General features: G+C 70.9%; 25 protein-coding genes. 12 read left to right on the forward strand and 13 right to left on the reverse strand.

Going from position 1 to position 23,050, the window contains the following annotated elements; all coding sequences use genetic code 11:
• Positions 1 to 210 precede the first annotated feature (210 nt).
• The 4 genes from rpsF (at position 211) to rplI (ending at position 1,950) form a co-directional block, all read left to right on the forward strand.
• Positions 211 to 501, forward strand: coding sequence for a 30S ribosomal protein S6 (gene rpsF / locus ACIQMU_RS13045; protein WP_018957345.1), 291 nt, complete (start codon positions 211 to 213; stop codon positions 499 to 501).
• 74 nt (positions 502 to 575) lie between these two features.
• The gene (locus ACIQMU_RS13050; protein WP_352239205.1) at positions 576 to 1,205 is read left to right on the forward strand and encodes a single-stranded DNA-binding protein; all 630 of its coding nucleotides are present in this window, start codon (positions 576 to 578) and stop codon (positions 1,203 to 1,205) included.
• Positions 1,206 to 1,248: 43 nt separating this feature from the next.
• Positions 1,249 to 1,485 carry a 30S ribosomal protein S18 gene (gene rpsR / locus ACIQMU_RS13055; RefSeq protein WP_003967857.1) on the forward strand — a complete coding sequence of 79 codons (237 nt, stop codon included), beginning with the start codon at positions 1,249 to 1,251 and terminating at the stop codon, positions 1,483 to 1,485.
• 18 nt (positions 1,486 to 1,503) lie between these two features.
• Positions 1,504 to 1,950 carry a 50S ribosomal protein L9 gene (gene rplI / locus ACIQMU_RS13060; RefSeq protein ID WP_030576021.1) on the forward strand — a complete coding sequence of 149 codons (447 nt, stop codon included), beginning with the start codon at positions 1,504 to 1,506 and terminating at the stop codon, positions 1,948 to 1,950.
• A gap of 204 nt (positions 1,951 to 2,154) precedes the next feature.
• On the opposite strand, the gene ACIQMU_RS13065 is transcribed toward rplI, so the two are convergent.
• The gene (locus tag ACIQMU_RS13065; RefSeq protein ID WP_402688856.1) at positions 2,155 to 3,492 is read right to left on the reverse strand and encodes an MATE family efflux transporter; all 1,338 of its coding nucleotides are present in this window, start codon (positions 3,490 to 3,492) and stop codon (positions 2,155 to 2,157) included.
• Positions 3,493 to 3,950: 458 nt separating this feature from the next.
• Here ACIQMU_RS13065 and dnaB point away from each other — a divergent pair, with 458 nt between their 5' ends.
• A complete protein-coding gene (gene dnaB / locus ACIQMU_RS13070; RefSeq protein WP_356729260.1) occupies positions 3,951 to 5,426 on the forward strand; it encodes a replicative DNA helicase in 1,476 nt (491 codons plus the stop codon).
• Positions 5,427 to 5,520: 94 nt separating this feature from the next.
• On the opposite strand, the gene ACIQMU_RS13075 is transcribed toward dnaB, so the two are convergent.
• The 3 genes from ACIQMU_RS13075 to ACIQMU_RS13085 form a co-directional block, all read right to left on the reverse strand.
• Positions 5,521 to 6,099, reverse strand: coding sequence for a TetR/AcrR family transcriptional regulator (locus ACIQMU_RS13075; RefSeq protein ID WP_402688857.1), 579 nt, complete (start codon positions 6,097 to 6,099; stop codon positions 5,521 to 5,523).
• A gap of 222 nt (positions 6,100 to 6,321) precedes the next feature.
• Positions 6,322 to 7,713: an amidase gene (locus ACIQMU_RS13080; protein ID WP_402688858.1), complete on the reverse strand. Its 1,392-nt coding sequence runs from the start codon at positions 7,711 to 7,713 to the stop codon at positions 6,322 to 6,324.
• Entirely contained in the window at positions 7,700 to 7,909 is a 210-nt protein-coding gene (locus tag ACIQMU_RS13085) for a hypothetical protein (RefSeq protein ID WP_352239200.1), read from the reverse strand. The genes ACIQMU_RS13080 and ACIQMU_RS13085 overlap by 14 nt, the downstream gene beginning before the upstream one ends.
• A gap of 127 nt (positions 7,910 to 8,036) precedes the next feature.
• Between ACIQMU_RS13085 and ACIQMU_RS13090 the strand changes: the two genes are divergently transcribed.
• Both ACIQMU_RS13090 and ACIQMU_RS13095 read left to right on the forward strand, forming a co-directional pair.
• Entirely contained in the window at positions 8,037 to 9,371 is a 1,335-nt protein-coding gene (locus tag ACIQMU_RS13090; protein WP_402688859.1) for an MFS transporter, read from the forward strand.
• Between the two features lie 123 nt (positions 9,372 to 9,494).
• Positions 9,495 to 10,397 carry an MBL fold metallo-hydrolase gene (locus ACIQMU_RS13095; RefSeq protein WP_402688860.1) on the forward strand — a complete coding sequence of 301 codons (903 nt, stop codon included), beginning with the start codon at positions 9,495 to 9,497 and terminating at the stop codon, positions 10,395 to 10,397.
• Positions 10,398 to 10,457: 60 nt separating this feature from the next.
• Here the strand turns inward: ACIQMU_RS13095 and ACIQMU_RS13100 are convergent, their stop codons facing one another.
• Positions 10,458 to 11,630: an epoxide hydrolase gene (locus ACIQMU_RS13100; RefSeq protein ID WP_402688861.1), complete on the reverse strand. Its 1,173-nt coding sequence runs from the start codon at positions 11,628 to 11,630 to the stop codon at positions 10,458 to 10,460.
• A 102-nt stretch (positions 11,631 to 11,732) separates the two neighbouring features.
• Between ACIQMU_RS13100 and ACIQMU_RS13105 the strand changes: the two genes are divergently transcribed.
• Positions 11,733 to 12,311: a CGNR zinc finger domain-containing protein gene (locus ACIQMU_RS13105; RefSeq protein WP_352239196.1), complete on the forward strand. Its 579-nt coding sequence runs from the start codon at positions 11,733 to 11,735 to the stop codon at positions 12,309 to 12,311.
• A 142-nt stretch (positions 12,312 to 12,453) separates the two neighbouring features.
• The gene (locus ACIQMU_RS13110) at positions 12,454 to 13,125 is read left to right on the forward strand and encodes a M15 family metallopeptidase (protein WP_402688862.1); all 672 of its coding nucleotides are present in this window, start codon (positions 12,454 to 12,456) and stop codon (positions 13,123 to 13,125) included.
• Between the two features lie 72 nt (positions 13,126 to 13,197).
• On the opposite strand, the gene ACIQMU_RS13115 is transcribed toward ACIQMU_RS13110, so the two are convergent.
• A complete protein-coding gene (locus ACIQMU_RS13115) occupies positions 13,198 to 13,932 on the reverse strand; it encodes a dienelactone hydrolase family protein (protein ID WP_352239424.1) in 735 nt (244 codons plus the stop codon).
• A 268-nt stretch (positions 13,933 to 14,200) separates the two neighbouring features.
• The gene (locus tag ACIQMU_RS13120) at positions 14,201 to 14,776 is read right to left on the reverse strand and encodes a TetR family transcriptional regulator (protein ID WP_352239194.1); all 576 of its coding nucleotides are present in this window, start codon (positions 14,774 to 14,776) and stop codon (positions 14,201 to 14,203) included.
• A gap of 150 nt (positions 14,777 to 14,926) precedes the next feature.
• On the opposite strand from ACIQMU_RS13120, the gene ACIQMU_RS13125 reads away from it, so the two are divergent.
• Together ACIQMU_RS13125 and ACIQMU_RS13130 are read left to right on the forward strand one after the other, a co-directional pair.
• Positions 14,927 to 15,511, forward strand: a complete 585-nt coding sequence (locus ACIQMU_RS13125; RefSeq protein ID WP_352239193.1) for a dihydrofolate reductase family protein — start codon at positions 14,927 to 14,929, stop codon at positions 15,509 to 15,511.
• 170 nt (positions 15,512 to 15,681) lie between these two features.
• Positions 15,682 to 17,061, forward strand: a complete 1,380-nt coding sequence (locus tag ACIQMU_RS13130) for a serine hydrolase domain-containing protein (protein WP_352239192.1) — start codon at positions 15,682 to 15,684, stop codon at positions 17,059 to 17,061.
• A 219-nt stretch (positions 17,062 to 17,280) separates the two neighbouring features.
• Here ACIQMU_RS13130 and ACIQMU_RS13135 read toward each other — a convergent pair whose 3' ends face one another.
• Complete coding sequence (locus tag ACIQMU_RS13135; RefSeq protein WP_352239191.1) at positions 17,281 to 17,733, reverse strand: GNAT family N-acetyltransferase; 453 nt, start codon at positions 17,731 to 17,733, stop codon at positions 17,281 to 17,283.
• 92 nt (positions 17,734 to 17,825) lie between these two features.
• Positions 17,826 to 18,284 (reverse strand): MarR family transcriptional regulator, encoded by a 459-nt coding sequence (locus ACIQMU_RS13140; protein ID WP_352239190.1) that lies wholly within the window; start codon positions 18,282 to 18,284, stop codon positions 17,826 to 17,828.
• A gap of 140 nt (positions 18,285 to 18,424) precedes the next feature.
• Between ACIQMU_RS13140 and ACIQMU_RS13145 the strand changes: the two genes are divergently transcribed.
• Complete coding sequence (locus tag ACIQMU_RS13145) at positions 18,425 to 19,636, forward strand: MFS transporter (RefSeq protein WP_352239189.1); 1,212 nt, start codon at positions 18,425 to 18,427, stop codon at positions 19,634 to 19,636.
• A gap of 81 nt (positions 19,637 to 19,717) precedes the next feature.
• Here ACIQMU_RS13145 and ACIQMU_RS13150 read toward each other — a convergent pair whose 3' ends face one another.
• The 4 genes from ACIQMU_RS13150 to ACIQMU_RS13165 all read right to left on the reverse strand — a co-directional run bounded on the left by ACIQMU_RS13150 (position 19,718) and on the right by ACIQMU_RS13165 (position 22,963).
• Positions 19,718 to 20,611, reverse strand: a complete 894-nt coding sequence (locus tag ACIQMU_RS13150) for a GNAT family N-acetyltransferase (RefSeq protein ID WP_402688863.1) — start codon at positions 20,609 to 20,611, stop codon at positions 19,718 to 19,720.
• A gap of 219 nt (positions 20,612 to 20,830) precedes the next feature.
• On the reverse strand, positions 20,831 to 21,310 hold the full coding sequence (locus ACIQMU_RS13155; protein WP_352239187.1) for an NUDIX hydrolase: 480 nt from the start codon (positions 21,308 to 21,310) through the stop codon (positions 20,831 to 20,833).
• A gap of 44 nt (positions 21,311 to 21,354) precedes the next feature.
• Complete coding sequence (locus ACIQMU_RS13160; protein ID WP_352239186.1) at positions 21,355 to 22,479, reverse strand: cystathionine gamma-lyase; 1,125 nt, start codon at positions 22,477 to 22,479, stop codon at positions 21,355 to 21,357.
• 106 nt (positions 22,480 to 22,585) lie between these two features.
• Positions 22,586 to 22,963, reverse strand: coding sequence for a phage holin family protein (locus tag ACIQMU_RS13165; RefSeq protein WP_352239185.1), 378 nt, complete (start codon positions 22,961 to 22,963; stop codon positions 22,586 to 22,588).
• Between the last annotated feature and the right edge of the window lie 87 nt (positions 22,964 to 23,050).

Consider the following 23,050-nt stretch of genomic DNA (forward strand, 5'->3'; position numbering starts at 1 on the left):
GAAGCCGGTCTACGGGTAGTCTGTACGGTCTGCACCGGTGTCTGCCCAGGCCAGCGCGGCAAGTCTCTACCCGAACCCCCTCTCCGGGGCGGTTCGGCCGCGGATTGTCAGTGCTGGGTGTTCTCCTCGGGGACGCCGTTGCATCACGCATCACGACCCTCCTGCCACGGAACGACCGTGGCCGCTGAGTCCAAAGGAGGTGGGTTCCACATGCGTCACTACGAGGTGATGGTCATCCTCGACCCCGATCTCGAGGAGCGAGCAGTCTCCCCGCTGATCGAGAACTTCCTCTCCGTCGTCCGTGAGGGCGACGGAAAGGTGGAGAAGGTCGACACCTGGGGCCGTCGTCGGCTCGCCTACGAGATCAAGAAGAAGCCCGAGGGCATCTACTCGGTCATCGACCTGCAGGCCGAGCCTGCGGTCGTCAAGGAGCTCGACCGCCAGATGAACCTGAACGAGTCGGTCCTCCGGACCAAGGTCCTCCGTCCCGAGATCCACTGAGCATCTAGCTCAGCGGTTTTCGGGTTCGAGTAGCAGCAAGCAGCCAGAAGCAATCCCCGCCGAGAGGTTCACCCATGGCAGGCGAGACCGTCATCACGGTCGTCGGCAATCTCGTCGACGACCCCGAGCTGCGCTTCACCCCGTCCGGTGCGGCGGTCGCGAAGTTCCGTGTCGCGTCCACTCCCCGCATCTTCGACCGGCAGACCAATGAGTGGAAGGACGGCGAAGGGCTGTTCCTCACCTGCTCGGTCTGGCGTCAGGCGGCGGAGAACGTCGCGGAGTCGCTCCAGCGAGGCATGCGCGTCGTCGTGCAGGGCCGGCTGAAGCAGCGGTCCTACGAGGACCGTGAGGGCGTCAAGCGCACGGTCTACGAGCTGGACGTCGAGGAAGTCGGCCCCAGCCTCAAGAACGCCACGGCCAAGGTCACCAAGACCACGGGTCGCGGTGGTCAGGGCGGCCAGGGTGGATACGGCGGCGGCCAGCAGGGCGGCGGCAACAACTGGGGCGGCGGTCCCGGTGGAGGTGGCCAGCAGGGCGGCGGCGGTGCACCCGCCGACGACCCGTGGTCGACCGGCGCGCCGACCGGCGGCCAGGGCGGCGGGGGACAGCAGGGCGGCGGAAGCGGCTGGGGCGGAAGCCCCGGCGGTTCCGGCGGCTCCGGCGGTACTTCTGGCGGCGGCTACTCGGACGAGCCTCCCTTCTAGGGCTGCTCGTACCCCCACTTCTTGATCACACAGGAGAAACACCATGGCGAAGCCGCCTGTGCGCAAGCCTAAGAAGAAGGTCTGCGCGTTCTGCAAGGACAAGACCCAGTACGTGGACTACAAGGACACGAACATGCTGCGGAAGTTCATTTCCGACCGCGGCAAGATCCGTGCCCGCCGCGTCACCGGCAACTGCACGCAGCACCAGCGTGACGTCGCCACGGCAGTCAAGAACAGCCGTGAGATGGCGCTGCTGCCCTACACGTCCACCGCGCGATAAGGGAAGGGTGACAAGAGCATGAAGATCATCCTCACCCACGAGGTCTCTGGCCTCGGTGCCGCCGGCGACGTCGTCGACGTCAAGGACGGATACGCCCGTAACTACCTGGTTCCGCGTGGCTTCGCCATTCGCTGGACCAAGGGCGGCGAGAAGGACGTGGCGCAGATTCGCCGCGCCCGCAAGATCCACGAGATCGCGACGATCGAGCAGGCCAACGAGATCAAGGCCAAGCTCGAGGGCGTGAAGGTCCGTCTGGCTGTTCGCTCCGGCGACGCCGGCCGTCTCTTCGGCTCCGTGACCCCGGCCGACATCGCTTCGGCGATCAAGGCTGCCGGTGGTCCCGACGTCGACAAGCGTCGCGTCGAGCTCGGCTCGCCGATCAAGACGCTCGGCGGACACCAGGTGTCCGTCCGTCTGCACCCCGAGGTCGCAGCGAAGCTCGGCGTCGAGGTCGTTGCTGCCTAAGGGCAGAGCTCAGCTGAGTCAGTGAAGGGCCGCACCCATCGGGTGCGGCCCTTCACCGGTTTCTGGGGTGCCCGGTGTTCCACATAATGGATGCTCAGTGTTACGCGTGAAGGATGCGCGGTGTTCCGGGTGGAGAAGGCGCCGTGTTTCACGTGAAACGAACAGCAGCCCGTTTCACGTGAAACATCGCGCGAAGCGTGCGGTTCAGCGGGTGGCTCCGGTGACGATCCACCGACCTGACCTGGCACGCAGCCAGAGGGTGATGAGGCGGACGGTCATCATCAGCGTCATCGCCCACCAGAGCGCGGTGAGCCCGCCGCCGAGGGAGGGCACGAGAAGCGCGACGGGAGCGAAGACGGCGAGCGTCACCAGCATCGCCCAGGCCAGATAGCGTCCGTCGCCCGCTCCCATCAGGACGCCATCCAGGACGAAGACCACTCCGGCGATCGGCTGGGAGACCGCCACGACCAGGAGTGCGGGGAGAAGGGTGTCCTTCACCGAGGGGTCACTCGTGAAGAGCGGAATGAACAGCGGTCGGGCCAGCACGATCACGACGCCGAGCAGGATGCCGCAACCGATGCCCCACTCGACCATGCGGCGGCAGGCGTCCCGCGCGCCCTTCTCGTCGTCCGCCCCCAGATACCGACCGATGATCGCCTGCCCGGCGATGGCGATGGCGTCGAGCGCGAAGGCGGTCAGGCTCCAGAGGGAGAGAATGATCTGGTGCGCGGCGATGTCGACGTCCCCGAGCCGGGCTGCGACGGCGGTGGCGATCATCAGGACGGCACGCAGGGACAGGGTCCGGACGAGCAGGGGCGCCCCGGCCCGCGCGCCGGCCCTGATGCCGACCGCGTCGGGCCGCAGGGAGGCACCGTGCTTTCGGGCTCCGCGGACCACCACGACGAGGTAGGCGGCGGCCATGCCGACCTGGGCGATCACCGTTCCCCAGGCGGACCCGGCGATGCCGAGCCCGGCACTGTGGACGAGGGTCACGCTGAGGACGGCGTTCGCCGTGAAACCGCCGATGGCGACGTACAGCGGGGTGCGGGTGTCCTGGAGACCGCGCAGTACGCCGGTGGCGGCGAGCACGACGAGCATGGCCGGGATGCCGAGAATCGAGATCCGCAGGTAGATGATCGCGTAGGGAGCCGCGGTGTCGGACGCCCCGAAGACGCCGACGAGCCAGGGAGCTGTCGGCATGGCGATGGCGACGACGGCGGCTCCGAGCAGGAGGGCCAGCCAGATGCCGTCCATGCCCTGCCGGATGGCGGCGGGCAGATCGCCTGCCCCGACGCGGCGGGCGACGGCCGCTGTGGTGGCGTAGGCGAGAAAGACGAAGACGCTCACCGCGGTCATCAGAAGGGCTGCGGCGATGCCGAGGCCGGCCAGTTGCGGGGTGCCGAGGTGGCCGATGACTGCGCTGTCGACCATCACGAACAGGGGCTCGGCGACGAGCGCGCCGAACGCCGGAACGGCAAGGGCGAGGATCTCGCGGTCGTGCCGTCGGCGGCCGTTCTTCGGGGTCGCGGGGGCCTGGGTCATGAGGGTCAATCTAATCTTCCACAGGTAAGAGATGCAATGCGACCTTGTCCCTTACTTTTGCCCCTGCGGGGCCTTCCCTCCCGCGCCCTCCGAGGTGATCTTGAAATGTGGGGGAAAGTTTTTCTCCCCCACAGTCCGTGGACGAAGAAATGCCAGGTCAGGGCGGCTGTGCTGGTGTCGCTATGAGTTTGTCCACAGTGCTGTCCCCCGGTCCGTGCACAGGTTCGGCGGGGTTCTCCACAGCATCTGGTCCGTCGTCCACATGCCCTGTGGATAACCAGATTGGCTGACGGTGCGGAGGGGCCTACCGTGGTGCGGCGCCCGCACTCCGTTCCGGCACCGGAATCCACCGAACCAGATGCGCCGGAAGTGGAGTCGGGCGACCTGTTTGTCGGTGCCGTGCCGTAAGAAAGAGTGGCACGGCTAGGTCCGCGATGCGGACGGGAGGAGGCGGCCCGGTGAGCATTCCCGAGCCTTTGGACGACCCCTGGACCGAGGCCGGCCCCGGGGACCGTCTGCCTGTCTCCCGCCAGCGTCGCGGGGACCGCAAGGGGCGCGAGGACCGCCATGACCGCGGCTCGGACGAGGCGTGGGAGGGCGGCTCGCCCGGCTTCGAGCGCGTGCCGCCTCAGGACCTCGACGCCGAGCAGTCGGTCCTCGGCGGCATGCTGCTGTCCAAGGACGCCATCGCGGACGTCGTGGAGATCATCAAGGGCCACGACTTCTACCGTCCGGCCCACGAGACCGTCTACACGGCGATCCTCGACCTCTACGCCAAGGGCGAGCCGGCCGACCCGATCACCGTCGCCGCCGAGCTGGTCAAACGCGGCGAGATCACCAAGGTCGGCGGAGCGCCGTATCTGCACACCCTGGTGCAGTCCGTTCCGACCGCGGCCAACGCCTCGTACTACGCGGAGATCGTCCACGAGCGGGCCGTGCTCCGGCGGCTGGTCGAGGCCGGCACGAAGATCACGCAGATGGGATACGCGGCCGACGGGGACGTCGACGAGATCGTCAACTCCGCGCAGGCCGAGATCTACGCGGTCACCGAGCAGCGCACCAGCGAGGACTACCTCCCGCTCGGCGACATCATGGAGGGCGCGCTCGACGAGATCGAGGCCATCGGATCACGCAGCGGTGAGATGACCGGGGTGCCGACGGGCTTCACGGACCTCGACGCCCTGACGAACGGCATGCACCCCGGCCAGATGATCGTCATCGCGGCCCGCCCCGCCATGGGCAAGTCCACGCTGGCACTGGATTTCGCGCGCGCGGCCTCGATCAAGAACAACCTGCCCAGCGTCATCTTCTCCCTCGAAATGGGGCGCAACGAGATCGCGATGCGTCTGCTCTCGGCCGAGGCGCGGGTGGCCCTGCACCACATGCGGTCGGGCACGATGACGGACGAGGACTGGACCCGCCTCGCGCGTCGGATGCCCGAGGTATCGGCCGCGCCGCTCTACATCGACGACTCACCCAACCTGTCGATGATGGAGATCCGCGCGAAGTGCCGTCGGCTCAAGCAGCGCAACGACATCAAACTCGTGATCATCGACTATCTGCAGCTGATGCAGGCCGGTGGGTCCAAGCGGTCCGAGAGCCGCCAGCAGGAGGTCTCGGACATGTCCCGAAACCTGAAGCTGCTGGCCAAGGAGCTGGAGGTCCCGGTGATCGCGCTGTCGCAGCTGAACCGTGGTCCCGAGCAGCGCACGGACAAGAAGCCGATGGTGTCCGACCTGCGCGAGTCCGGCTCCATCGAGCAGGACGCCGACATGGTCATCCTGCTCCACCGCGAGGACGCGTACGAGAAGGAGTCACCGCGGGCGGGCGAGGCCGACATCATCGTCGGCAAGCACCGTAACGGCCCGACTGCCACCATCACCGTGGCATTCCAGGGCCACTACTCCCGCTTCGTGGACATGGCGCAGACCTGACGGGTCCCCCCGCCGCGTCCGAGCCGCCACAGCCCGCCGGCACGAGCAGCGGTGGGTCCGGGCGCCCCCCTGCCCGGGCCGCGAGGAACGCGGGTCACGGGCGGGGGTGTTCTCCGCCCGCGTCGAGGAGGCCGGTCACGAGCCGACGGGCGTACGCGGCGTCGAGCCCGGCCGGGCGGAAGAGGATGCGGTACATCATGGGGGCGACCAAGCGGTCCATCGCCGTCTCGACGTCGGGAGCGTCCTCCCGGCGGCCGAGCGCGCGGGCGAGTATGACGGCGACCTGCTCGGCCGCGTAGGCCGAGCACTGACCGGCGTTGCTGCCGTCCGGGTCGCCGAGCAGAGCGTCACGGATGTAGGCGCGGCCGGAGGGGGACGACATCTCGTCGAGGAACTGTTCGGCCCAGGCCGTCAGGTCGGACAGCAGGTCGCCGTGGCTCTCCGGCGCGGTGTCGGGCCGCAGCCGCTCCACCGCGACGTCCGACAGCAGCTCCTGAAGGTCACCCCAGCGGCGGTAGATCGTCGAGGGGGTGACTCCGGCGCGCTGGGCGACCAGCGGGACGGTCAGCGCGTCGCGGCCCCGCTCCGACAGGATCTCGCGGACAGCGGTGTGCACGGCGGTTTGGACCCGTGCACTGCGCCCGCCGGGGCGAACCATCGGCTTACGACTCATGACTCCACCTTAAAGCACGGATATTGCGTTTAGGGGGAGTGTGGCGGCTCGACGGCCGTGCCGGCTCGCCCCCTCGCCGGTCTCCTCGCCGCGGGCCTCCGGCCCGGCCCGGCCCGGGTCGGAGCCGGAGGTCAGAGGGGCCGGGTCGGAGCCGGACGCCGGGGGGGCCGGGCCGGAAGCGGCCGGTCCGCACGCCCCTCTCAGGCGGCCCGCACGCCCCTCTCAGGCGGCCGGCGCGAGCGGCCGGGCGGACTGCGTCCGCTCGTAGGCGTGGCCCACCCGCAGCAGCTGCCGCTCGCCGAAGGGCCGGCCGAGCAACTGCATGCCGATCGGCATGCCCGCCGTGTCGTGGCCCACCGGCAGGGAGAGGGCGGGCACTCCGGTGATGTTGGCCGGGGAGGACAGACGCACGTAGGCGTCGGAGACGGCCTCGGTCGAGCCGTCGGCCCAGGTGACGCTCTCCTGGCCGGCCTTCACCGCGGTCATCGGGACGGCCGGGGCGGCGATCACGTCGACCGTCTCCAGAACGCGGGCCCATTCCTCCTGCATGAGCGTCCGGGAGCGCTGGGCACGCAGATAGTCGCCCGCGCCCATCAGCTCGCCGGCTTCCAGGAGGATGCGGACGTCCGCCTGGTAGAGCTCGGGGACCGTACGCAGCGTGCCTTCGTGGTAAGCGGTGGCCTCCGGCACCATCAGCCCCCACTGGGTGGCCTGGATGTACCGGGTCATCGGGATGTCGACCGGGACGAGTCGGGCGCCGAGCGTCTCCAGGTGCGCGATGCCCCGGCGGACGGCGGTCTCCACCTCCGCGTCGACATGGTCGAAGAAGTAGTTGCGCGGCACCCCGACGCGTACGCCCGTCAGGTCAGGCTCCTGCTCCGGCCGGTGGCCGACGGCGGGGACGTCCAGCGAGGCGGGGTCACGCGGGTCGTGGCCGGCGAGGACGTCCAGGACCAGGGCCGCGTCCTGGACGGTGCGGGTGACCGGGCCGACGTGGTCCAGCGACCAGGACAGCGATGTGACGCCGTGGCGCGGCACCAGCCCGTACGTGGGCTTGAGGCCGACGACCCCGTTCAGCGCGGCGGGAACCCGGATCGACCCGCCGGTGTCGGTGCCCAGGGCGAAGGTCGCCGCCCCGGCCGCCACCGCGACGGCGGACCCGCCGCTGGAGCCTCCCGCGACCCGGCCGGGGTCCCAGGCGTTGCCGGTCTGCGGGGTGGTCAGGCCGTAGGCGAACTCGTGGGTGTGGGTCTTGCCGACCAGGACGGAGCCCGCGGCCCGCAGCCGGGCGGCGACCGTGCTGTCGGCGGCGGCGCGGTGGCCCGCCCGGACCCGGGAACTGGCGCTGGTGGGCGAACCGGCGACGTCGATCAGGTCCTTGAGCCCGGCCGGGACGCCGTGCAGCGGCCCCCGGAACGCGCCGCGGGCCGCTTCCCGCTCGGCCTCCCGCGCCGCGCTCCGGGCCTGCTCGGCGGTGACCGCGACGTACGCCTCGACGTGTGGGTCCACCTGGTCGACGCGGTCGAGGACCGAGTCCACCAGCTCGACGGGGGACAGCCGGCGCGCCCGGATCTGCTGCGCGGCGTCGGCGAGGGTCAGCTCATACGGCTGCATCGTGCTTCTCCTTTCCGGCGCGGTAGGCGCCGGCGGGCGGGGTGTCCCCGAAGTCCAGCTCGCGCAGGACCGCGACGACGGAGTGGATGTGGTCGGCGGTGGCGGCGACCGCGGCGTGGCGGTCATCGGGCAGCTGAAGACCGGCGCGGGCCGCCCAGCGGGCGGCCTCGGTCGGCGTGAGTTCGGCGGAGGACACAGGTTTCTCCTGATCAAGGGCGGGGCGGCGAAGGGCCCCATTCCAAAAGCTAACGGTTTGCGTTAGCTCGACCGTAGGCCCTACGGTCGAGCTAACGCAAATTCGTTGCGTTTACGGAAGGAGTCCCATGCCCGGCGTCATCTCCGGCGTTCAAGCGGTGGCCGACGCGCCCGCGCTGCCCGACGCACCCGTGGCGTCCGACGGGTCTGCGGCGTCCGCTGGGCCCGCGCCGGTCGTTCCCCGGGCCGCCCGCACCCGTACGAAGAGGCGCACGGCTTCTTTCGCCCTCGACGTGTCGATACTCGCGGCCCTCCTGGCCGCGTCCAGCGCTCCGACCCCCCTCTACGCCCTTTACCAGGACCGGTGGGGCCTCTCCGCGCTCGACGTCACCGTGGTCTTCAGCGCGTACGCCCTGGCCTTCCTGGTGGCCCTGCTCACGACCGGAGCGCTCTCCGACCACCTGGGGCGACGCCCCGTCCTGACGGGCGCCCTGCTCACGGCGGCCGCCTCCATGGCCCTCCTGGCCTCAGCGGACGGCGCGGGTTCCCTGACCGTGGCCCGGGTCCTGCAAGGAGCGGCCACCGGCGCGGCCACCAGCGCGGCGGGCGCGGCGCTCCTCGATCTGGAGAACCCCCGGCGCCCGGGCCGGTCCGCCCTGGCCAACAGCGTCACCCCGGTCGCCGGCATGGCCGCCGGCGTGCTCGTCTCCACCGTGCTGGTCCGCTTCGCCCCCGCTCCCACCGTCACCGTCTACGTACTGCTGGGGGCGTTGTTCCTCGTCCAGGCGATCGCGGCCGCCTTCACCACGGAGACGGCCCACCCCCACGCGGGAGCGCTGCGGTCGCTGCGCCCGCGGGTCAGCGTCCCGTCGCCGGCTCGCCGTGCCCTGCTGTCCGCGGGAGCCGCTGTCTGCACCGTCTGGGCGCTGGGCGGCTTCTACTCCTCCCTCGGTCCGGCCCTCGTACGCCTGGTGGCCCCCGACGCCCCGCAAGCGGCTCGCGGCATGGTCTTCTTCGCCCTCAGCGCCAGCGCCGCGCTGACCGTATGGGCGCTGCGGCGCAGGCCGCCCCGCGCCACGGTGACCGGCGGCTGCCTGTCCGTCCTGCCCGCCGCGGCCCTGACCCTGAGCGGTCTGCACGGTGCCGGGCTGCCCGCCGTCTACGGCGGCGCGGCGCTGGCCGGCATCGCCTTCGGCGCCGTGTCCCAGGGGGCGCTGCGTATGCTCCTCGCCTCGCTCGACGAGGGGGACCGCGCCGCGACACTGGCCGCCTACTACATCCTCAGCTACCTCTCCATGAGCCTGCCCGCCGTCGCCGCGGGCGCCGCCACCCGGCACTACGGGTTGGGGGCCACCTCACACGCCTACGCCGTCACCGCCGCTCTCCTCGCCCTGTCCGCCCTGGCGGCACTCAGCGCGCCACGAGGCCGGGCGGACCGCCCCGAAGCCGACCGTTCCCGCTGACGACGCCTGACCGTTCCCGCTGACGACGACGCCCGACCGTTCCCGCTGACGACGACCGACCCTTCCCACTGACTGACGACGACCGACCGCTTCCGCTGAAGACAACGAAGGAAACGACACACCATGCACACCTCCCCCACCGCCGTCCCCGCCCCCTCCTGGACCGTGGGCGGCGTCACCGTCCACCGCATCGACGAAATCCCCCTGCCGCCCGCGACCGGACCCTGGCTGCTGCCCGACGCCACCCCCGAGGTGGTGACCGCCCAGGACTGGCTGCACCCCCACTTCGCCGACCAGGACGGGATTCTGCGCATCGACAGCCACAGCTTCGCGTTCGTCGTGAACGGGCTGCGCGTGCTCGTCGACACCGGCATCGGCAACGGCAAGGAGCGGGCCAACCCGGCCTGGCACAACCTGCGGACCGACTTCCTGGAGCGCCTCACCGCCGCCGGTTTCGCTCCGGAGTCCGTGGATCTGGTGATCCTCACCCACCTGCACGCCGATCACGTCGGCTGGAACACACGCCAGGTGGACGGCGCATGGGTCCCGACCTTCCCCAACGCCCGTTACCTCACCTCCCGCGCGGAGCGGGAGTTCTGGGCCGCGTACGACATGGAGGAGGCCCGCGCGCAGATGTTCCGCGACTCCGTGATCCCGGTCGAACAAGCGGGTCTGCTGAGCACGGTCGACGTCCCGCACGAGGGGGTCGAGGTCGCCCCCGGCCTGCGTCTGATCCCGTCTCCCGGCCACACTCCCGGCCATGTCGCCGTGGAACTGGCAAGCCGGGGGGAGCGGGCGCTGATCTCCGGCGACTGCGTCCACCACCCCGTCCAGCTCGCCCACCCCGTCATCGGCGCCTGCGTCGACATCGACCCGCGGCAGTCCGAGGCGACCCGCCGCCAGGTGCTCGGCTCCCTCGCCGGCACGGACACCCTCCTCCTCGGCACCCACTTCGCACCGCCCACCGCCGGCCGCGTGGTCGCCCACGGGGACGCCTACCGGCTGGAGCCCGTCCCCGCCTCCTGACGCACCATGGCCAGCGGCCCATCACCCCGTCCTGCGGGATTCCGTGCCGCACAGGCGCGCTCACCGACCGGCGGCCAGCACAGCCGCGAGGCCCTCTTGCAGGTCCTTGACGAAATCGTCGGGAACCTCCAGCGACGGGAAGTGGCCGCCGGTGTCGGGCGTCCTCCAGCGGACGATCCGCCGGTACCGCTCCTGTGCCCAGGGGCGCGGGGTCTTCTCGATGTCCCGGGGGTACATGGTGACCGCTGACGGGACCTCGACCCGGAGTTCCGGGTCGAGGGAATTGTGGCTTTCGTAGTAGATGCGGGCCGCTGACGCGCCGCTCCGCGTCAGCCAGTACAGGGTGACGTCGTCAAGGATTCTGTCCATGGGGATCGTCTCGAAGGGGCTGTCCTCGGTGTCCGACCATTCGGCGAACTTGTCGAGAATCCAGGCCAGCAGCCCGACCGGTGAGTCGACGAGTGAGTAACCGATGGTCTGTGGCCGGGTCGCCTGCTGTTTCGCGTACGCCGCGCGGTGGCGCCAGAAATCGCGGGTCTCCTCCGTCCACCCGCGTTCGACCGCCGTCAGGCCGTCCGTCGTCAGACCGGGTGGCGCCTCCGCGAACAGGGTGTGCACGCCGAGCACGTGCGCCGGGAACCGGCCGCCGAGAACCGTGGTGATGTTTCCGCCCCAGTCCCCTCCGTGGGCGAGGAACTCGTCGTAGCCGAGCCTTCCCATCAGCTCCACCCACGCGGCCGCGATCCTTTCCGTTCCCCACCCGGTGGCGGCCGGCTTGTCGCTGTAACCGAAGCCGGGCAGTGACGGGACCACGATGTGGAACGCCGGCGCGTCCGCGTTCCCGGGGTCTGCCAATTCGTCCACCACGTCGATGAATTCGGCGACGCTGCCCGGCCAGCCGTGCGTCATGACCAGCGGAGTCGCATCCGCGCGTGCGGACCGGCGGTGGAGGAAATGGATCCCCAGCCCGTCGATGGTCGTGCGGAACTGGCCGATGCCGTTGAGGCGATCCTCGAAGGACCGCCAGTCGTACTCCGTGCGCCAGTAGTGCACGACCTCGGTGAGATCGGCCAGCGGCACGCCCTGGTCCCATCGGCGGCTGCCGGACGCGGCGCGGGGAACCGTCTCCGCTTCCGGCAGCCGCGCCGCCGCCAGCCGCGCGCGCAGCTCATCGAGGTCGGCGTCGGTCGCGTGGGTTGCGCACGTTCGCACGTCGGCGGTCGGGCGGGACATGAGACCTCCTGGCCATCGCGGAACCGGCCACGACTTCCGCGAACCGGCTATGGCGGTTCTCTTACTCTTTCGTGTTCGCATGCAACCGGCTAAGGTGGTTCCATGCGCGCCGGCTTCCCCGACTTTCGCCTCGGTACCGTGCTGGCCACCAGCTTCACGGGGACCCTCTCGGAGCGTCATGGCGACGCGGTGGAGCGCATCCCCACGCCGCAGCGGCTCATCGACTGGCTGGCGGTGTACGGCCTCGCCGTGGATTCCTGCGACGCCGTCGGGCTCGAACGGGCCCGGGAGCTGCGGGAGTCGATCCACGCCGCCGCGACGGCGGCCGCGCTCCAGGAAGCTCTCCCCGAGTCCGCCGTCCACGTCATCAATGAGCGCAGCGCTCAGGGCCGGGCCGCGGCGGTCCTGACGCCCGACGGCAAGCGGCGATGGAGTCTCGGCTCGGCTTCCCGCCTGGAAGACGCCCTCGGCGTGGTCGCCGCCGACACGATCAGCGTCATCGCGGGTGAACGGGACGGGAGGCTGGCCTTGTGCGCCTCGCCGACCTGCCGAGCCGCCTTCTTCGACACCAGCCGAAGCCGCACCCGCAAATGGTGCGACATGAACACCTGCGGCAACCGCCAGAAGAAGGCGCGCTTCCATGCGAACCGGCGCACCAGGAGCCCTGGGCCAGCGGAGTGACCGCCCCCTCGCACATCCCCCGGGCCGCGTGCCCGCGCCGGGGCCCCCGGGACTGCCGAGGCGACCGCACCCCGCAGCGCACGCGGGGGCTGGGCTGGACGTTTCGCGGCGGACGGCTCCCGGGCCACGAGATGATCGCGGCATGACCGAGATCGTTCTGATGTCCGACCCGAAGGTCGCAGCCGTGCCCGTTCAGGAGTGCGGTGAACCGCTCGTGGATGTGCGACGGGACGGGTCCCTGCTGGTCGACGAGCGGAAGTGGCTGGACTCCGCCGGTTCCTTCGCCCACGTGCGGGCAGGCGTGCTCGACCGCCTCCTCGCCGCGCAGGCACAGCTCCCCCGGGGGCTGCGGCTGTTGTTCGTCGAGGGGTACCGCCCGCCGTCCCTCCAGCGTCGCTACTTCGACGCGTACGCGGCCCAGTTGCGTGGCGAGCATCCGCAATGGTCCGACGGGCGGATCCGCTCGGCGGCCAGCCGTTACGTGTCCCCACCGGAGATCGCACCGCACAGCGCCGGGGCCGCCGTCGACGTGACGCTCGCCGATGGCGACGGCCGTGAACTCGACATGGGCACCCGTATGAACGCGTCGCCCGAGGAGAGCGCGGGCGGCTGCTACACGCGCGCCGACACCATCGGCGACGAGGCCCGCTCCCGCCGGGAAGTGCTCGGATCCGCGCTCGCCGCCACGGGCCTGGTCAACTACCCCACAGAGTGGTGGCACTGGTCGTACGGAGACCGCTACTGGGCCTTGGAGACGGGGGCGACGGCCGCCCTCTACGGGCCCGAGGAGCTGGGCCGGCCAGCGTCCTCGTAACCGCGCAGGGGGCGGTTCGGCCCGCTCCTGCGGCCTGGTGCCGAGGCGTACGGCGGCCTGCGGCGGCGGTTCTCAGCCGTTCGGCAGGGTGCGGGCGAGGAGGGGCAGCAGGCGGTCCCAGTGGTGTCGCAGCCCCGCCGGGTCGAAGGCGTCGGTGTCGGACATGGTGAAGCCGTGGACGGTGCCGGGGTAGATCTCGGAGGTGTAGCCGACCCCCGCGGCGTCCAGGGAGCGGTTGAGCTCGTCGAGCGCCTCGGGCGTGATGTCCGTCGCGGCGTGGCCGAAGTGGACCTCGGCCGTGAGGCGGCGCAGGCTGTCGGGACCGTCGGCGGCGACAGGCGCGTGGAACGCGGCGAGGGCGGCCACCTGCCCGGGGTGGGCCGCAGCCGTGCGGGTCGCCAGGAGGCCGCCGATGCAGTAGCCGGTCACCGCGAGCGGCCCGGTCGCCACCTCGGGCTGGGCCGTGAGGAACTCGATGTAGGAGTCGGCGTCGCGCAGGACGCGTTCGGTCGTGTGCGCCTCGATCAGCGGCATCAGCCGGCCGATGAGCGGGAGCCGGTCCTCTTCACCGATGTGCGCGGGGAGGTCGACGACCGGTGCCGGCCCGTTCCGGTAGAAGAAGTTGGGGACGAGCACGTAGTACCCGTGCCCGGCCAGCTCGCGGGCCAGCTCCCGCAGTGTGGGCCGGTCGCCGAAGGCATCCCCGTACATCAGCACCCCTGGATGCCGGCCGCCGTGCTCGGGAAGGACGGCGAAGCCGTCGGCCAGGCCGTCCGTCGTGGGGATCTGCACCGTCTTGGTGGGAATGGTGGGTCGTCCTTCCTGGGGGTGTGCCGGGCCGACGCCGTGACACCGACCTTCTCGGCGCGAGCGAACGTACAGTGCCGGTCGGTGTGACGCAACGTCATTACGCCCTGCGTCCGGGGCCGCAGGTGCGCGCCCTGGGCGAGGTCATGGGCCGCTCGACGGTGCACGGCTCGCGCGTCCGAGAGCCGACGACCGTGACGGCTTCGTCCGGACGCCCACACGCGGATCACGACACGGGAGAGCCGTGCGAGCCGACAGGGCGGAAGCGTCAGCCGGCGGGGATGGTCCGGGCGACCACGCTCTCGACCAGCCGGTCGAGACCGATGCCGCCGAGCATGTCCGGGAGCGTGAAGTGTTCCAGGAGCAGCCCGGTCATGGCCAGGTAGAGGACCAGAAAGGCGTCGTGGTCGCCCGGCAGACCCCGGTCGTGGTGGAAGGAGTGGCTGTACTCGAAGCCCGCGCGCACGGTTCGTGTCAACTGGGTGCGCAGTTCGGGGCGGCGGGTCGCCTCCAGCCGGAGTTCCAGCATGGCCAGGTAGCCGTTCCGGTCCTCGGTCATCCGCCGGATCAGCCAGTGCATCAGCTCGGTGACCAGTTCCCGTGAGGGGGCGGGGAGCATGATCTGTTCGACGTGCGCCGGGTCCGGCGTCATCCGGCTGCTGATACGGGCCCCGGTCTGCATCAGGAGGTCGTCGCGGCTGGTGAAGTAGTTCGACGCGGTGCCCACCGGTACGCCCGCCCGGGCGTCCACGGCGCGGAAGGTGAGCCCTCGGGCGCCTTCGTGCGCCAGGACGTCGACCGCCGCGTCCGTGAGCATGATCCTGCGTTCGGGGTTCTTCGCCATCAGCGTTCTTCCTGCCTGTCCGGTCTCGAAAAGAGGCTTGCACAACCACTACATGTGAAGCACTATAAGTGACGTGGTTACGGTGGGTGGTCGCGCCTGCCGTGCCATCCGGGCCGTCAGGCCCGCACCCATCGACGGAACGGGGAGCTCGTGCGCAGTCTCACTTACTTCATCGCCTGCTCGATCGACGGCTTCATCGGGGATTCCCGTGGTGACGCCTCGGCGATGATGCCCTTCGTCAGCGAGGAGTTCGTCGACTTCCTGAAGTCGGAGTACCCGGAGACCATCTCCGCCGAGGGCCGTCAGGCCCTCGGGCTCCACGACGCCGAGAACCAGCACTTCGACACCGTCGTCCAGGGGCGCCGTAGCTATCAGCTGGCGCTGGACGCGGACATCGCCAGCCCGTACGGCCACCTGCGGGAGCTCGTCGCCTCCCGGACGCTCACGGAGCCCCCTCACCGGAACGTCGAGCTGATCGCGGAGAACCCAGTCGCCCGGATCAGGGAGCTCAAGGCCGAGGACGGCGAGCTGGACATCTGGCTCTGCGGCGGGTCCCAGTTGGCTGGGGAACTGCTCGACGAGATCGACGAGCTCGTGATCAAGACCTACCCGGTGGTGTACGGAGTCGGTATGCCGATGTTCGGGTCCGGTTCCGGGGTCACCGAGTTCACCCTTGAGGGAGTGCGGACTTTCGAGAACGGCGCACTGGTCCGGACGTACCGCCGCAAGCGCTGAGCCCCACGTTCGGGCCCACCGCGCGCCGGTCGGTCGGCGCCGGCCGACTGACCGGCTCCGCAGTCTTCGGCTCCGGCCGGCTTCGATGCCGCCGGGTTTCGGCTCCAGCGGGTTTCGGCTCCGCGGAAAAGGGTTCGTCAGGAAGGGGCGTGTCGGGTAGGGGTTGCACCATGACTTCTCTAGCCGAAGACCTGCTACCCCAGACCCGGCGTGCTCTGTCGCACCGTATCGCCGTCGCACAGCGGGACGGCCGCGCCCCCTCTCTCGTGGCCGCCGTGCGACGCCAGGGGCGTACGGCCTGGAGCGGGGCGCGTGCGTGCGTCGAGGGACACGCTCCCGACGCCGATACGCAGTACCGGATCGGCTCGATCACCAAGACGTTCACGGCCGTTCTGGTCCTGCGGCTGCGGGACGAGGGCCTGGTCGGCCTGGACGATCCGCTGGAGAAGCACCTCCCCGGCACGGGCGCGGGCGGAGCGACCGTCTTCCAGTTGCTGGGGCACAGCGCGGGGCTGGGTGCCGAAGCGCCCGCCCCCTGGTGGGAACGGACGCCCGGACACCTGCGGCCCGAGCTCGCCGACGTGCTGGGCGACCGGCCGGGGACACATCCGGCCGGTCATCGCCATCACTACTCGAATCCGGGCTACACCCTGCTCGGTTCACTGGTCGAAGCGGTACGCGGAGTCTCCTGGGAGGAGGCACTGCGCCGCGAGATCCTGGAACCGCTGGGCATGCACCGGACGACGACCGCGCCAGTGGCACCGCACGCCGACGGCTGGGCCGTCCATCCCTGGGCCGACGTCATGATGAGCGAACCCGCCGAGGACCTCGGGATCATGGCGCCCGCCGGGCAGCTCTGGTCCACCGCGGAGGACCTGCTGCGGTTCGCCGCCTTCCTGATGGAGGGCGACGACCGGGTGCTTTCGGCGGCCTCCGTGCGGGAGATGCGTACTCCCGCAGCCCCGGTCGAGACGGGCGGAAGCGGCTACGGTCTGGGGCTTCAGATCGTCGGGGGCGAGGGGCTCGTGCTGTTCGGGCATTCGGGGTCGCTGCCCGGGTTCGTCGCCGGTCTCTGGGCCAGTGAGGAGGAAGACGTGGCCGCGGTCGCTCTCGCCAACGTCACCTCCGGGCTGCCCGCCGCGATGGTGGCCGCCGAACTCCTGGGTATCGTCGCCGAAGCCGAGCCGCGGATTCCGGACCCGTGGCGTCCGCTGCCCGAGGTGGACGACGAACTGCTCGCGCTGACCGGGATCTGGCACTGGGGCACCCAGACGTTCACGCTGCGGCTCACGGAGGGCCGGGGCCTACAGCTCACTCCGCTGGGCGGCAGTGGCCGTGGCGCGGCCTTCACCTACGGCTCGGACGGCACGTGGACGGGCCAGAACGGCTACTACGCGGGGGAGACCCTGAGCGTCGTACGCAAGGACGACGGCTCGGTCGACCACCTCGACCTGGGCTCGTTCGTCTTCACCCGGGACCCCTACGAGGCGGGGTCGGCCGTGCCTGGCGGAGTGGACGCGGAGGGCTGGCGCGGGCTCGGACGCGATTGAACCCATGCCGAGAAGACCTCGCCGATCAGGTCGGCAGTCCCGATGGGCCGGTGGTGTTTCACGTGAAACAGTCGTCGACCCGGCGGTCCGGTGGGCGCCCATGGGCCCGCGGCGCCCGCGGCCGACGGCAACCACCGGGCCGTAAGCACCCACCGGTCCGTCGACGCCCGCTCGTCCGCTCGGCTCCCGCTGGCCCGCTCGATTCCCGGCCCGCTCTGGTCAGAGCGCCAGTTTGAAGCCCACATGGCTGGCTGTGAAGCCGAGCCGCTCGTAGAAGCGGTGTGCGTCTTCGCGGGTGACGTCCGAGGTCAGCTGCACCAACTGGCAGTTCTGACGTCGGGATTCGTCCACCGCCCACTGGATGAGCTGGGTGCCGAGGCCGCTGCCGCGCTCGTCGGCATGGACGCGGACACCCTCGATGATCGAGCGGGTCGCGCCGCGACGGGACAGCCCCGGGACGATGGTCAGCTGCAGCGTGCCGACGACCCGGTCCTCGCGGACGGCGACGACCACGTGCTGATTCGGGTCGTCGGCCAGCCTCTGGAACGCCTCCCGGTAAGGGGCGAGATCGTCCGGTGACTCGCGCTGTGCGCCCAAGGGGTCGTCGGCGAGCATGGCGACCACCCGGGCCAGGTCATCCGGGGTGGCGGGGCGTACGGCGAGATCACTCATGATCGGAATCCTAGGACGGCCGCGGTGGGCCTTCCCGCCGGTCAGCCAGGACAGCCAGGTCAGGCCGGCTATCGGCCGGGGGCCGGTGCTGCTCAGGCCAGGACCTTCAGATCTTCGACGGCCCTGACCAGGGGAGCGAGCTCCGGGTTCTGCGCCGCCTCGTCCAGGGCCGCCCGCAGTGCGCTGTCGTTCGTCGGCCGGGCGGCCTCCAGCAGCGTGAGGCCGGCCTCGGTGACGTCGGTGTAGATGCCCCGGCGGTCGGTGTCGCACAGGTAGCGGGTGAGCAGCCCGCGGTCCTCAAGCCGGGTCACGAGCCGGGTGGTGGCGCTCTGGCTGAGGACGACGGCGTCCGCCACCTGCTTCATCTGGAGGTGCCCGCCCGTGCCGTTGTGCTGTCGGCTCAACACGTCGAGCAGGGAGTACTCGCGTGCGCTGAGCCCGTGGCCGGCCTGGAGAGCCCGTTCGATACGGGCCTCGATCTTCCCGTGGAGCAGGGAGAGCGCGCACCAGCTCTGGGCGATGGCGGTCAGGGCGGGATCGGTCGCTGTCATGTCTCTCTCCTCCGTACGGGAGCTGCGTGACTCCAGGATAGGCGACGAGTGCAATAGTCCGCGTTTGCGTATAGCCAGCGTCTGCAATTAATGTGGACGCCCGTAAGGTGCTTACGCAATTTTCCTGAAAGGTGATCCCCGTGCCCCTCGCGCTCCTCGCCCTCGCCATCGGGGCGTTCGGGATCGGAACGACCGAGTTCGTGATCATGGGGCTGCTCCCCGAGGTCGCCGGTGACTTCCGGGTCTCGATCCCCACGGCGGGCTTCCTGGTGACCGGCTACGCGCTCGGTGTGGTCCTCGGTGCCCCGCTGATGACGCTGCTGGGCACCCGCGTCACCCGCAAGCGCATGCTGATGCTCCTCATGGGGCTGTTCATCGTGGGCAACGTCGTGTCCGCGCTCGCCCCCGTCTTCGGCGTCATGCTCGCCGGACGCGTGATCGCCTCCCTCGCGCACGGTGCCTTCTTCGGCATCGGCTCGGTGGTCGCCGCCGGTCTGGTCGCCCCGCGGAAGAAGGCCGGGGCCATCGCCATGATGTTCACCGGACTCACCGTCGCCAACGTCGTCGGGGTTCCGCTCGGCACGCTCATCGGGCAGACCGCGGGCTGGCGGACCACGTTCCTCGGCGTCGCCGTTCTCGGGGTCGTGGGGCTGCTCGGCGTCGCGAAACTCGTCCCGGACCAGCCCGGGCCGGAAGGCGTGCGCATCCGCCACGAACTGGCCGCGTTCCGCAATGTCCAGGTTCTGCTGGCGATGGCCATGACCGTCCTGGGCTTCGGCGGGGTCTTCGCCGCGATCACCTACATCACTCCGATGATGACCGAGGTCGCCGGCTACTCGGCCTCGTCCGTCACCTGGCTGCTCGTCCTCTTCGGCCTCGGCATGGTGGGCGGCAACCTGATCGGCGGCAGGTTCGCCGACCGCCACCTGATGCCCATGCTGTACGCCTCGCTGGGTGCGCTCGCCGTGGTCCTCGGCCTGTTCACCGTGACCGCCCACCACAAGGTCGCCGCTGCCGTCACCATCGTCCTGATCGGCGCCCTGGGCTTCGCGACCGTGCCACCGCTGCAGAAACGGGTCCTCGATCAGGCGGCGGGTGCGCCGACACTGGCCTCCGCGGTCAACATCGGCGCCTTCAACCTCGGCAACGCCCTCTCCGCCTGGCTCGGCGGCATCGTCATCGCGGCCGGTCTCGGCTACACCGCGCCCAACTGGGTCGGCGCCGCGCTCGCCGCGTCCGCCCTGGTTCTGGCTGTGCTCTCCGGCCTGCTGGAGCGCCGGGAGACCGGCAAGGGCAGGATCGTCGCCGGGAGCAGCCCGCAACCGGCCGCCGCGGCGACGGCGCGGCACTGATCCTCGCTCCTCAGGCGGGCCGGCCCGCCGGCACCGCGGAACAGCCGCACCGCCCGCCCCAGGGGTACCGGCCGCTCCCCGTCAGCCCGTCGCGACCGTGAGCGGGGCGAACCTGTGGGCGGCGTCGCCGGGCAGCTCCGGGATGCCGTACGTCATCGCGGTGGTCCGGGACAGGGGCCCCAGCCCGCGCTCCGCCAGCCAGCCGAGCAGTTCCTTGTGCCGGGCGTCGACATCGGCCCGCAGCGGCCGGTCCGTCGTGGCGGCCAGGGCGGTGACCAGGGCCTGCGCGGTGGCGGTGTCCCGTGCGATCAGCGGCCCGATCACCCCGGACGGCCCGCTCGGCCAGAGCGCCGCGTAGCCGACCAGTTCGCCGTGCTCCTCGGCGACCTGGAGCCGGTCGGAGAAGGCGGGGAGCCGGGTGAGGAGATGCGTCCGGTCGGCGCCGAAGGCGGCGAGGTCGAGGCGGACCATCGCCCGCAGGTCGCCGGCGGCGGCCGGGCGTGTGGTCACGGCCGGCCGGGAGTGGGCGGCCGGAGCCGAGCCGGCGGGGGCGACCGGGCCGAAACGGCCGCCGACGCGTTCGGCCAGACCCACGGCGGAGAAGCCCAGGTCCTCGTACAGCGGCTGCCCCTGCTCGGTGGCGTACAGGGCGAGCGGGGTGTCCCCCGCCGCCTCCATCACATGCCGCATCAGCCGGCGGGCGATCCCTCGGCGTGCGTAGCGTCCGGCGACGAGCAGCATCCCGACCGCGGCGAGATCGGGCCCGTACGGCATGGTCAAGCAAGTCGCCGCCAGGCCCTTGCCGTCGGGGGCGTCGATTCCGTACCCGGTTCCGGCCGAGAGGAGCAGCCCCCACCGGTGTTCGTCGCGCGGCCAGCCGCGGTCCTCGCAGAGATCGGCGCAGGGAACCAGGTCTCCCCGGTTCAGGCGTCGGATCGGCAGGTCGACGAGGGAGCGGGGTGAGGGGCTGTGCATGGGGCCAGGCTGTCTGACGGGGTGATCGCGCGTCCACCGATTTCGCCGAACTGGCCGAGATCCGCAGCCGCCTGCCGCGCCGGGAGCGCACGAGCGGTTTCACGTGAAACACGGTGCCGAGCCGTATGTCCCGGGCGTGCGGCAGCGGGAGCGTCCACGGCACGGGGCGAGGAGCACGCGTCCCGGCCGGGCGAGAGCGCCTGCCCGAGGTGCGGGAGGTCAGCCCAGGTCGGGGGCGTGCATGGCCCGTACGCCTTCGATGTTGCCGTCCAGATAATGCCGCAGGGAGAGCGGAACGAGGTGCACGGCGGCGATCCCGACCCGGCTGAACGGCACCCGGACGATCTCGTACTCCCCGGAGGGTTCGTCGATCTCCGGGCCGTGCCGCAGGGAGATGTCCATCGAGGCCAGCCGGCAGACGAAGAAGTGCTGGACCTTCACCCCCGCCACGCCGCCGTCCGCGATGTGCTCCACGGTGTCGACGAAACACGGCACCACGTCGACGACCTTGGCGCCGAGTTCCTCGTCGACCTCGCGGTGCAGTGCGTCGACGACGGTGGCGTCCTCCGGTTCGACTCCGCCGCCGGGCGTGATCCAGTACGGATCGACTCCCGGCTTCGTGCGCTTGATCAGGATGAGATCGTCGCCGTCGAGCAGGATGGCGCGTGCGGTGCGCTTGACCACAGGACGTTCGGTCATGGCAAGAGGGTGGCCCGTGGAGGGCCGTCCGAAACTCTCCCGGCCTAGCGGACCGCCGCGTCCAGCGCCTGTTCGACATCGGCGAGCAGGTCCTCGGGATCCTCCGCGCCGACCGAGAAGCGGATGAAGCCCTCCGCCACGGCGTCGCCGCCCCAGCGGCCCCGGCGCTCGGCGGTCGACCGGACACCGCCGAAGCTTGTCGCGTCGTCGACCAGGCGCAGCGCGGACAGGAAGCGCTCAGCGGTCTCCCGGTCGCCCAGCTCGAAGGACACCACGGAACCGAAGCGCCGCATCTGGCGGGCCGCGACGGTGTACGACGGGTCGGTGGGAAGCCCCGGGTACCGCAGCCCGGTGACCTCCGTACGCGCGGCCAGTGCCTCGGCGAGAGCCAGGGCCGAGCTGCACTGACGGTCGATGCGCAGGTGGAGGGTGGCCAGCGAGCGATGGGCGAGCCATGCCTCCATCGGCCCCGGGATCGCCCCCACGACCTTGCGCCAGCGCCGTACGTCCGCCGTGAGCCGGGGATCGCGGCAGGTCACATGGCCGAGCAGGATGTCACCGTGCCCGGTCATGCCCTTGGTGTCGCTGGCGACCGAGAAGTCCGCGCCCAGCTCCAGCGGGCGCTGGCCGATCGGGGTGGCCAGGGTGTTGTCGACGGCGACCAGGACGCCCGCCGCGTGCGCCGCCTCCACCAGCCGCCGGATGTCGCACACGTCCAGGCCCGGATTGGACGGGCTCTCGATCCACAGCAGCTTCGCCCCGGGCAGCAGGTCCAGCTGGGCGTCTCCGCCGGTCGGCGCGGTCCGGACCTCGACGCCGTACGCCGCCAGCTGGTCCCGTACGAGGGGGAGCGCCTGGTAGCCGTCGTCCGGCAGGACCACGGCGTCGCCCGAGCGGAGCTGGGAGAGGAGCACCGCGGTGATCGCCGCCATGCCCGAGGCGAACACCGTCGTGCCCACGTCCTCACCGGGGGCCTCCAGCTCGCCGATGGCCCGCTCCAGGTGGGTCCAGGTCGGGTTGGTCTCGCGGCCGTAGGTATAGGGCCCCACCGGGTCGCCGGAGAGGTGGAAGTGCGCGGCGAACACCGGGCCGGGCAAGGTGGGTTCGAACTGCTCCGGTTCGGGAAGTCCGGCGCGTACCGCGCGCGTTCCGTCGCCCATGGTGCTCATGCCTGCTCCTCAGCTGCGCTCGCCGGAGGTGGACCGGTGTTCCCCGCACTCTTCCAGAGCCCGGGAGCGGCCTTCTCCGGAGGTCCGGCACGGCCGCGCCCCGGAATCAGCTCTCGTCGGGGAGGACGACGTTGAGCGCCCAGGACACGACCGAGATGATCAGGCCACCGAGCACCGCCGTCCAGAACCCCTCGACGTGGAAGCTGAGATCGAACACACCGGCCAGCCAGGAGGTCAGCATCAGCATCAGGGCGTTGACCACCAGGGTGATCAGCCCCAGCGTCAGAATGAACAAGGGGAACGTCAGCAGCTGGACCACCGGCTTCACCAGGAAGTTCACCAGCCCGAAGATCAGCGCGACCAGGATCAGGGTGAGGACCTTGCGGCCGGTGGTGCCGCCCTCCAGCGTGATGTTGCCGATCAGCCAGATGGCGACGGCCAGCGCACCCGCGTTGGCGACCGTCTTGACTACGAAATTCTTCATGTGTCTGATCGTGGCAGACATGATCGGTGCTGGACACCGGCAGCACGGGTACAGCCGACAGCGTGGGTACAAGGGGCGGAACGGGCC

The organism is Streptomyces sp. NPDC091649 (genome assembly GCF_044756785.1).
Lineage (GTDB): Bacteria > Actinomycetota > Actinomycetes > Streptomycetales > Streptomycetaceae > Streptomyces.

Coding starts and splice junctions, on each gene's coding strand:
- ACIQMU_RS13130 (WP_352239192.1), top strand. CDS start 15,682: ATGACTTCTCTAGCCGAAGACCTGCTACCCCAGACCCGGCGTGCTCTG.
- ACIQMU_RS13160 (WP_352239186.1), bottom strand. CDS start 22,479: ATGAGCACCATGGGCGACGGAACGCGCGCGGTACGCGCCGGACTTCCC.
- ACIQMU_RS13065 (WP_402688856.1), bottom strand. CDS start 3,492: ATGACCCAGGCCCCCGCGACCCCGAAGAACGGCCGCCGACGGCACGAC.
- ACIQMU_RS13120 (WP_352239194.1), bottom strand. CDS start 14,776: ATGGCGAAGAACCCCGAACGCAGGATCATGCTCACGGACGCGGCGGTC.
- ACIQMU_RS13150 (WP_402688863.1), bottom strand. CDS start 20,611: ATGCACAGCCCCTCACCCCGCTCCCTCGTCGACCTGCCGATCCGACGC.
- ACIQMU_RS13135 (WP_352239191.1), bottom strand. CDS start 17,733: ATGAGTGATCTCGCCGTACGCCCCGCCACCCCGGATGACCTGGCCCGG.
- ACIQMU_RS13155 (WP_352239187.1), bottom strand. CDS start 21,310: ATGACCGAACGTCCTGTGGTCAAGCGCACCGCACGCGCCATCCTGCTC.
- ACIQMU_RS13140 (WP_352239190.1), bottom strand. CDS start 18,284: ATGACAGCGACCGATCCCGCCCTGACCGCCATCGCCCAGAGCTGGTGC.
- ACIQMU_RS13080 (WP_402688858.1), bottom strand. CDS start 7,713: ATGCAGCCGTATGAGCTGACCCTCGCCGACGCCGCGCAGCAGATCCGG.
- ACIQMU_RS13090 (WP_402688859.1), top strand. CDS start 8,037: ATGCCCGGCGTCATCTCCGGCGTTCAAGCGGTGGCCGACGCGCCCGCG.
- ACIQMU_RS13105 (WP_352239196.1), top strand. CDS start 11,733: ATGCGCGCCGGCTTCCCCGACTTTCGCCTCGGTACCGTGCTGGCCACC.
- ACIQMU_RS13165 (WP_352239185.1), bottom strand. CDS start 22,963: ATGAAGAATTTCGTAGTCAAGACGGTCGCCAACGCGGGTGCGCTGGCC.
- ACIQMU_RS13100 (WP_402688861.1), bottom strand. CDS start 11,630: ATGTCCCGCCCGACCGCCGACGTGCGAACGTGCGCAACCCACGCGACC.
- rpsR (WP_003967857.1), top strand. CDS start 1,249: ATGGCGAAGCCGCCTGTGCGCAAGCCTAAGAAGAAGGTCTGCGCGTTC.
- ACIQMU_RS13095 (WP_402688860.1), top strand. CDS start 9,495: ATGCACACCTCCCCCACCGCCGTCCCCGCCCCCTCCTGGACCGTGGGC.
- ACIQMU_RS13075 (WP_402688857.1), bottom strand. CDS start 6,099: ATGAGTCGTAAGCCGATGGTTCGCCCCGGCGGGCGCAGTGCACGGGTC.
- rpsF (WP_018957345.1), top strand. CDS start 211: ATGCGTCACTACGAGGTGATGGTCATCCTCGACCCCGATCTCGAGGAG.
- ACIQMU_RS13110 (WP_402688862.1), top strand. CDS start 12,454: ATGACCGAGATCGTTCTGATGTCCGACCCGAAGGTCGCAGCCGTGCCC.
- rplI (WP_030576021.1), top strand. CDS start 1,504: ATGAAGATCATCCTCACCCACGAGGTCTCTGGCCTCGGTGCCGCCGGC.
- ACIQMU_RS13050 (WP_352239205.1), top strand. CDS start 576: ATGGCAGGCGAGACCGTCATCACGGTCGTCGGCAATCTCGTCGACGAC.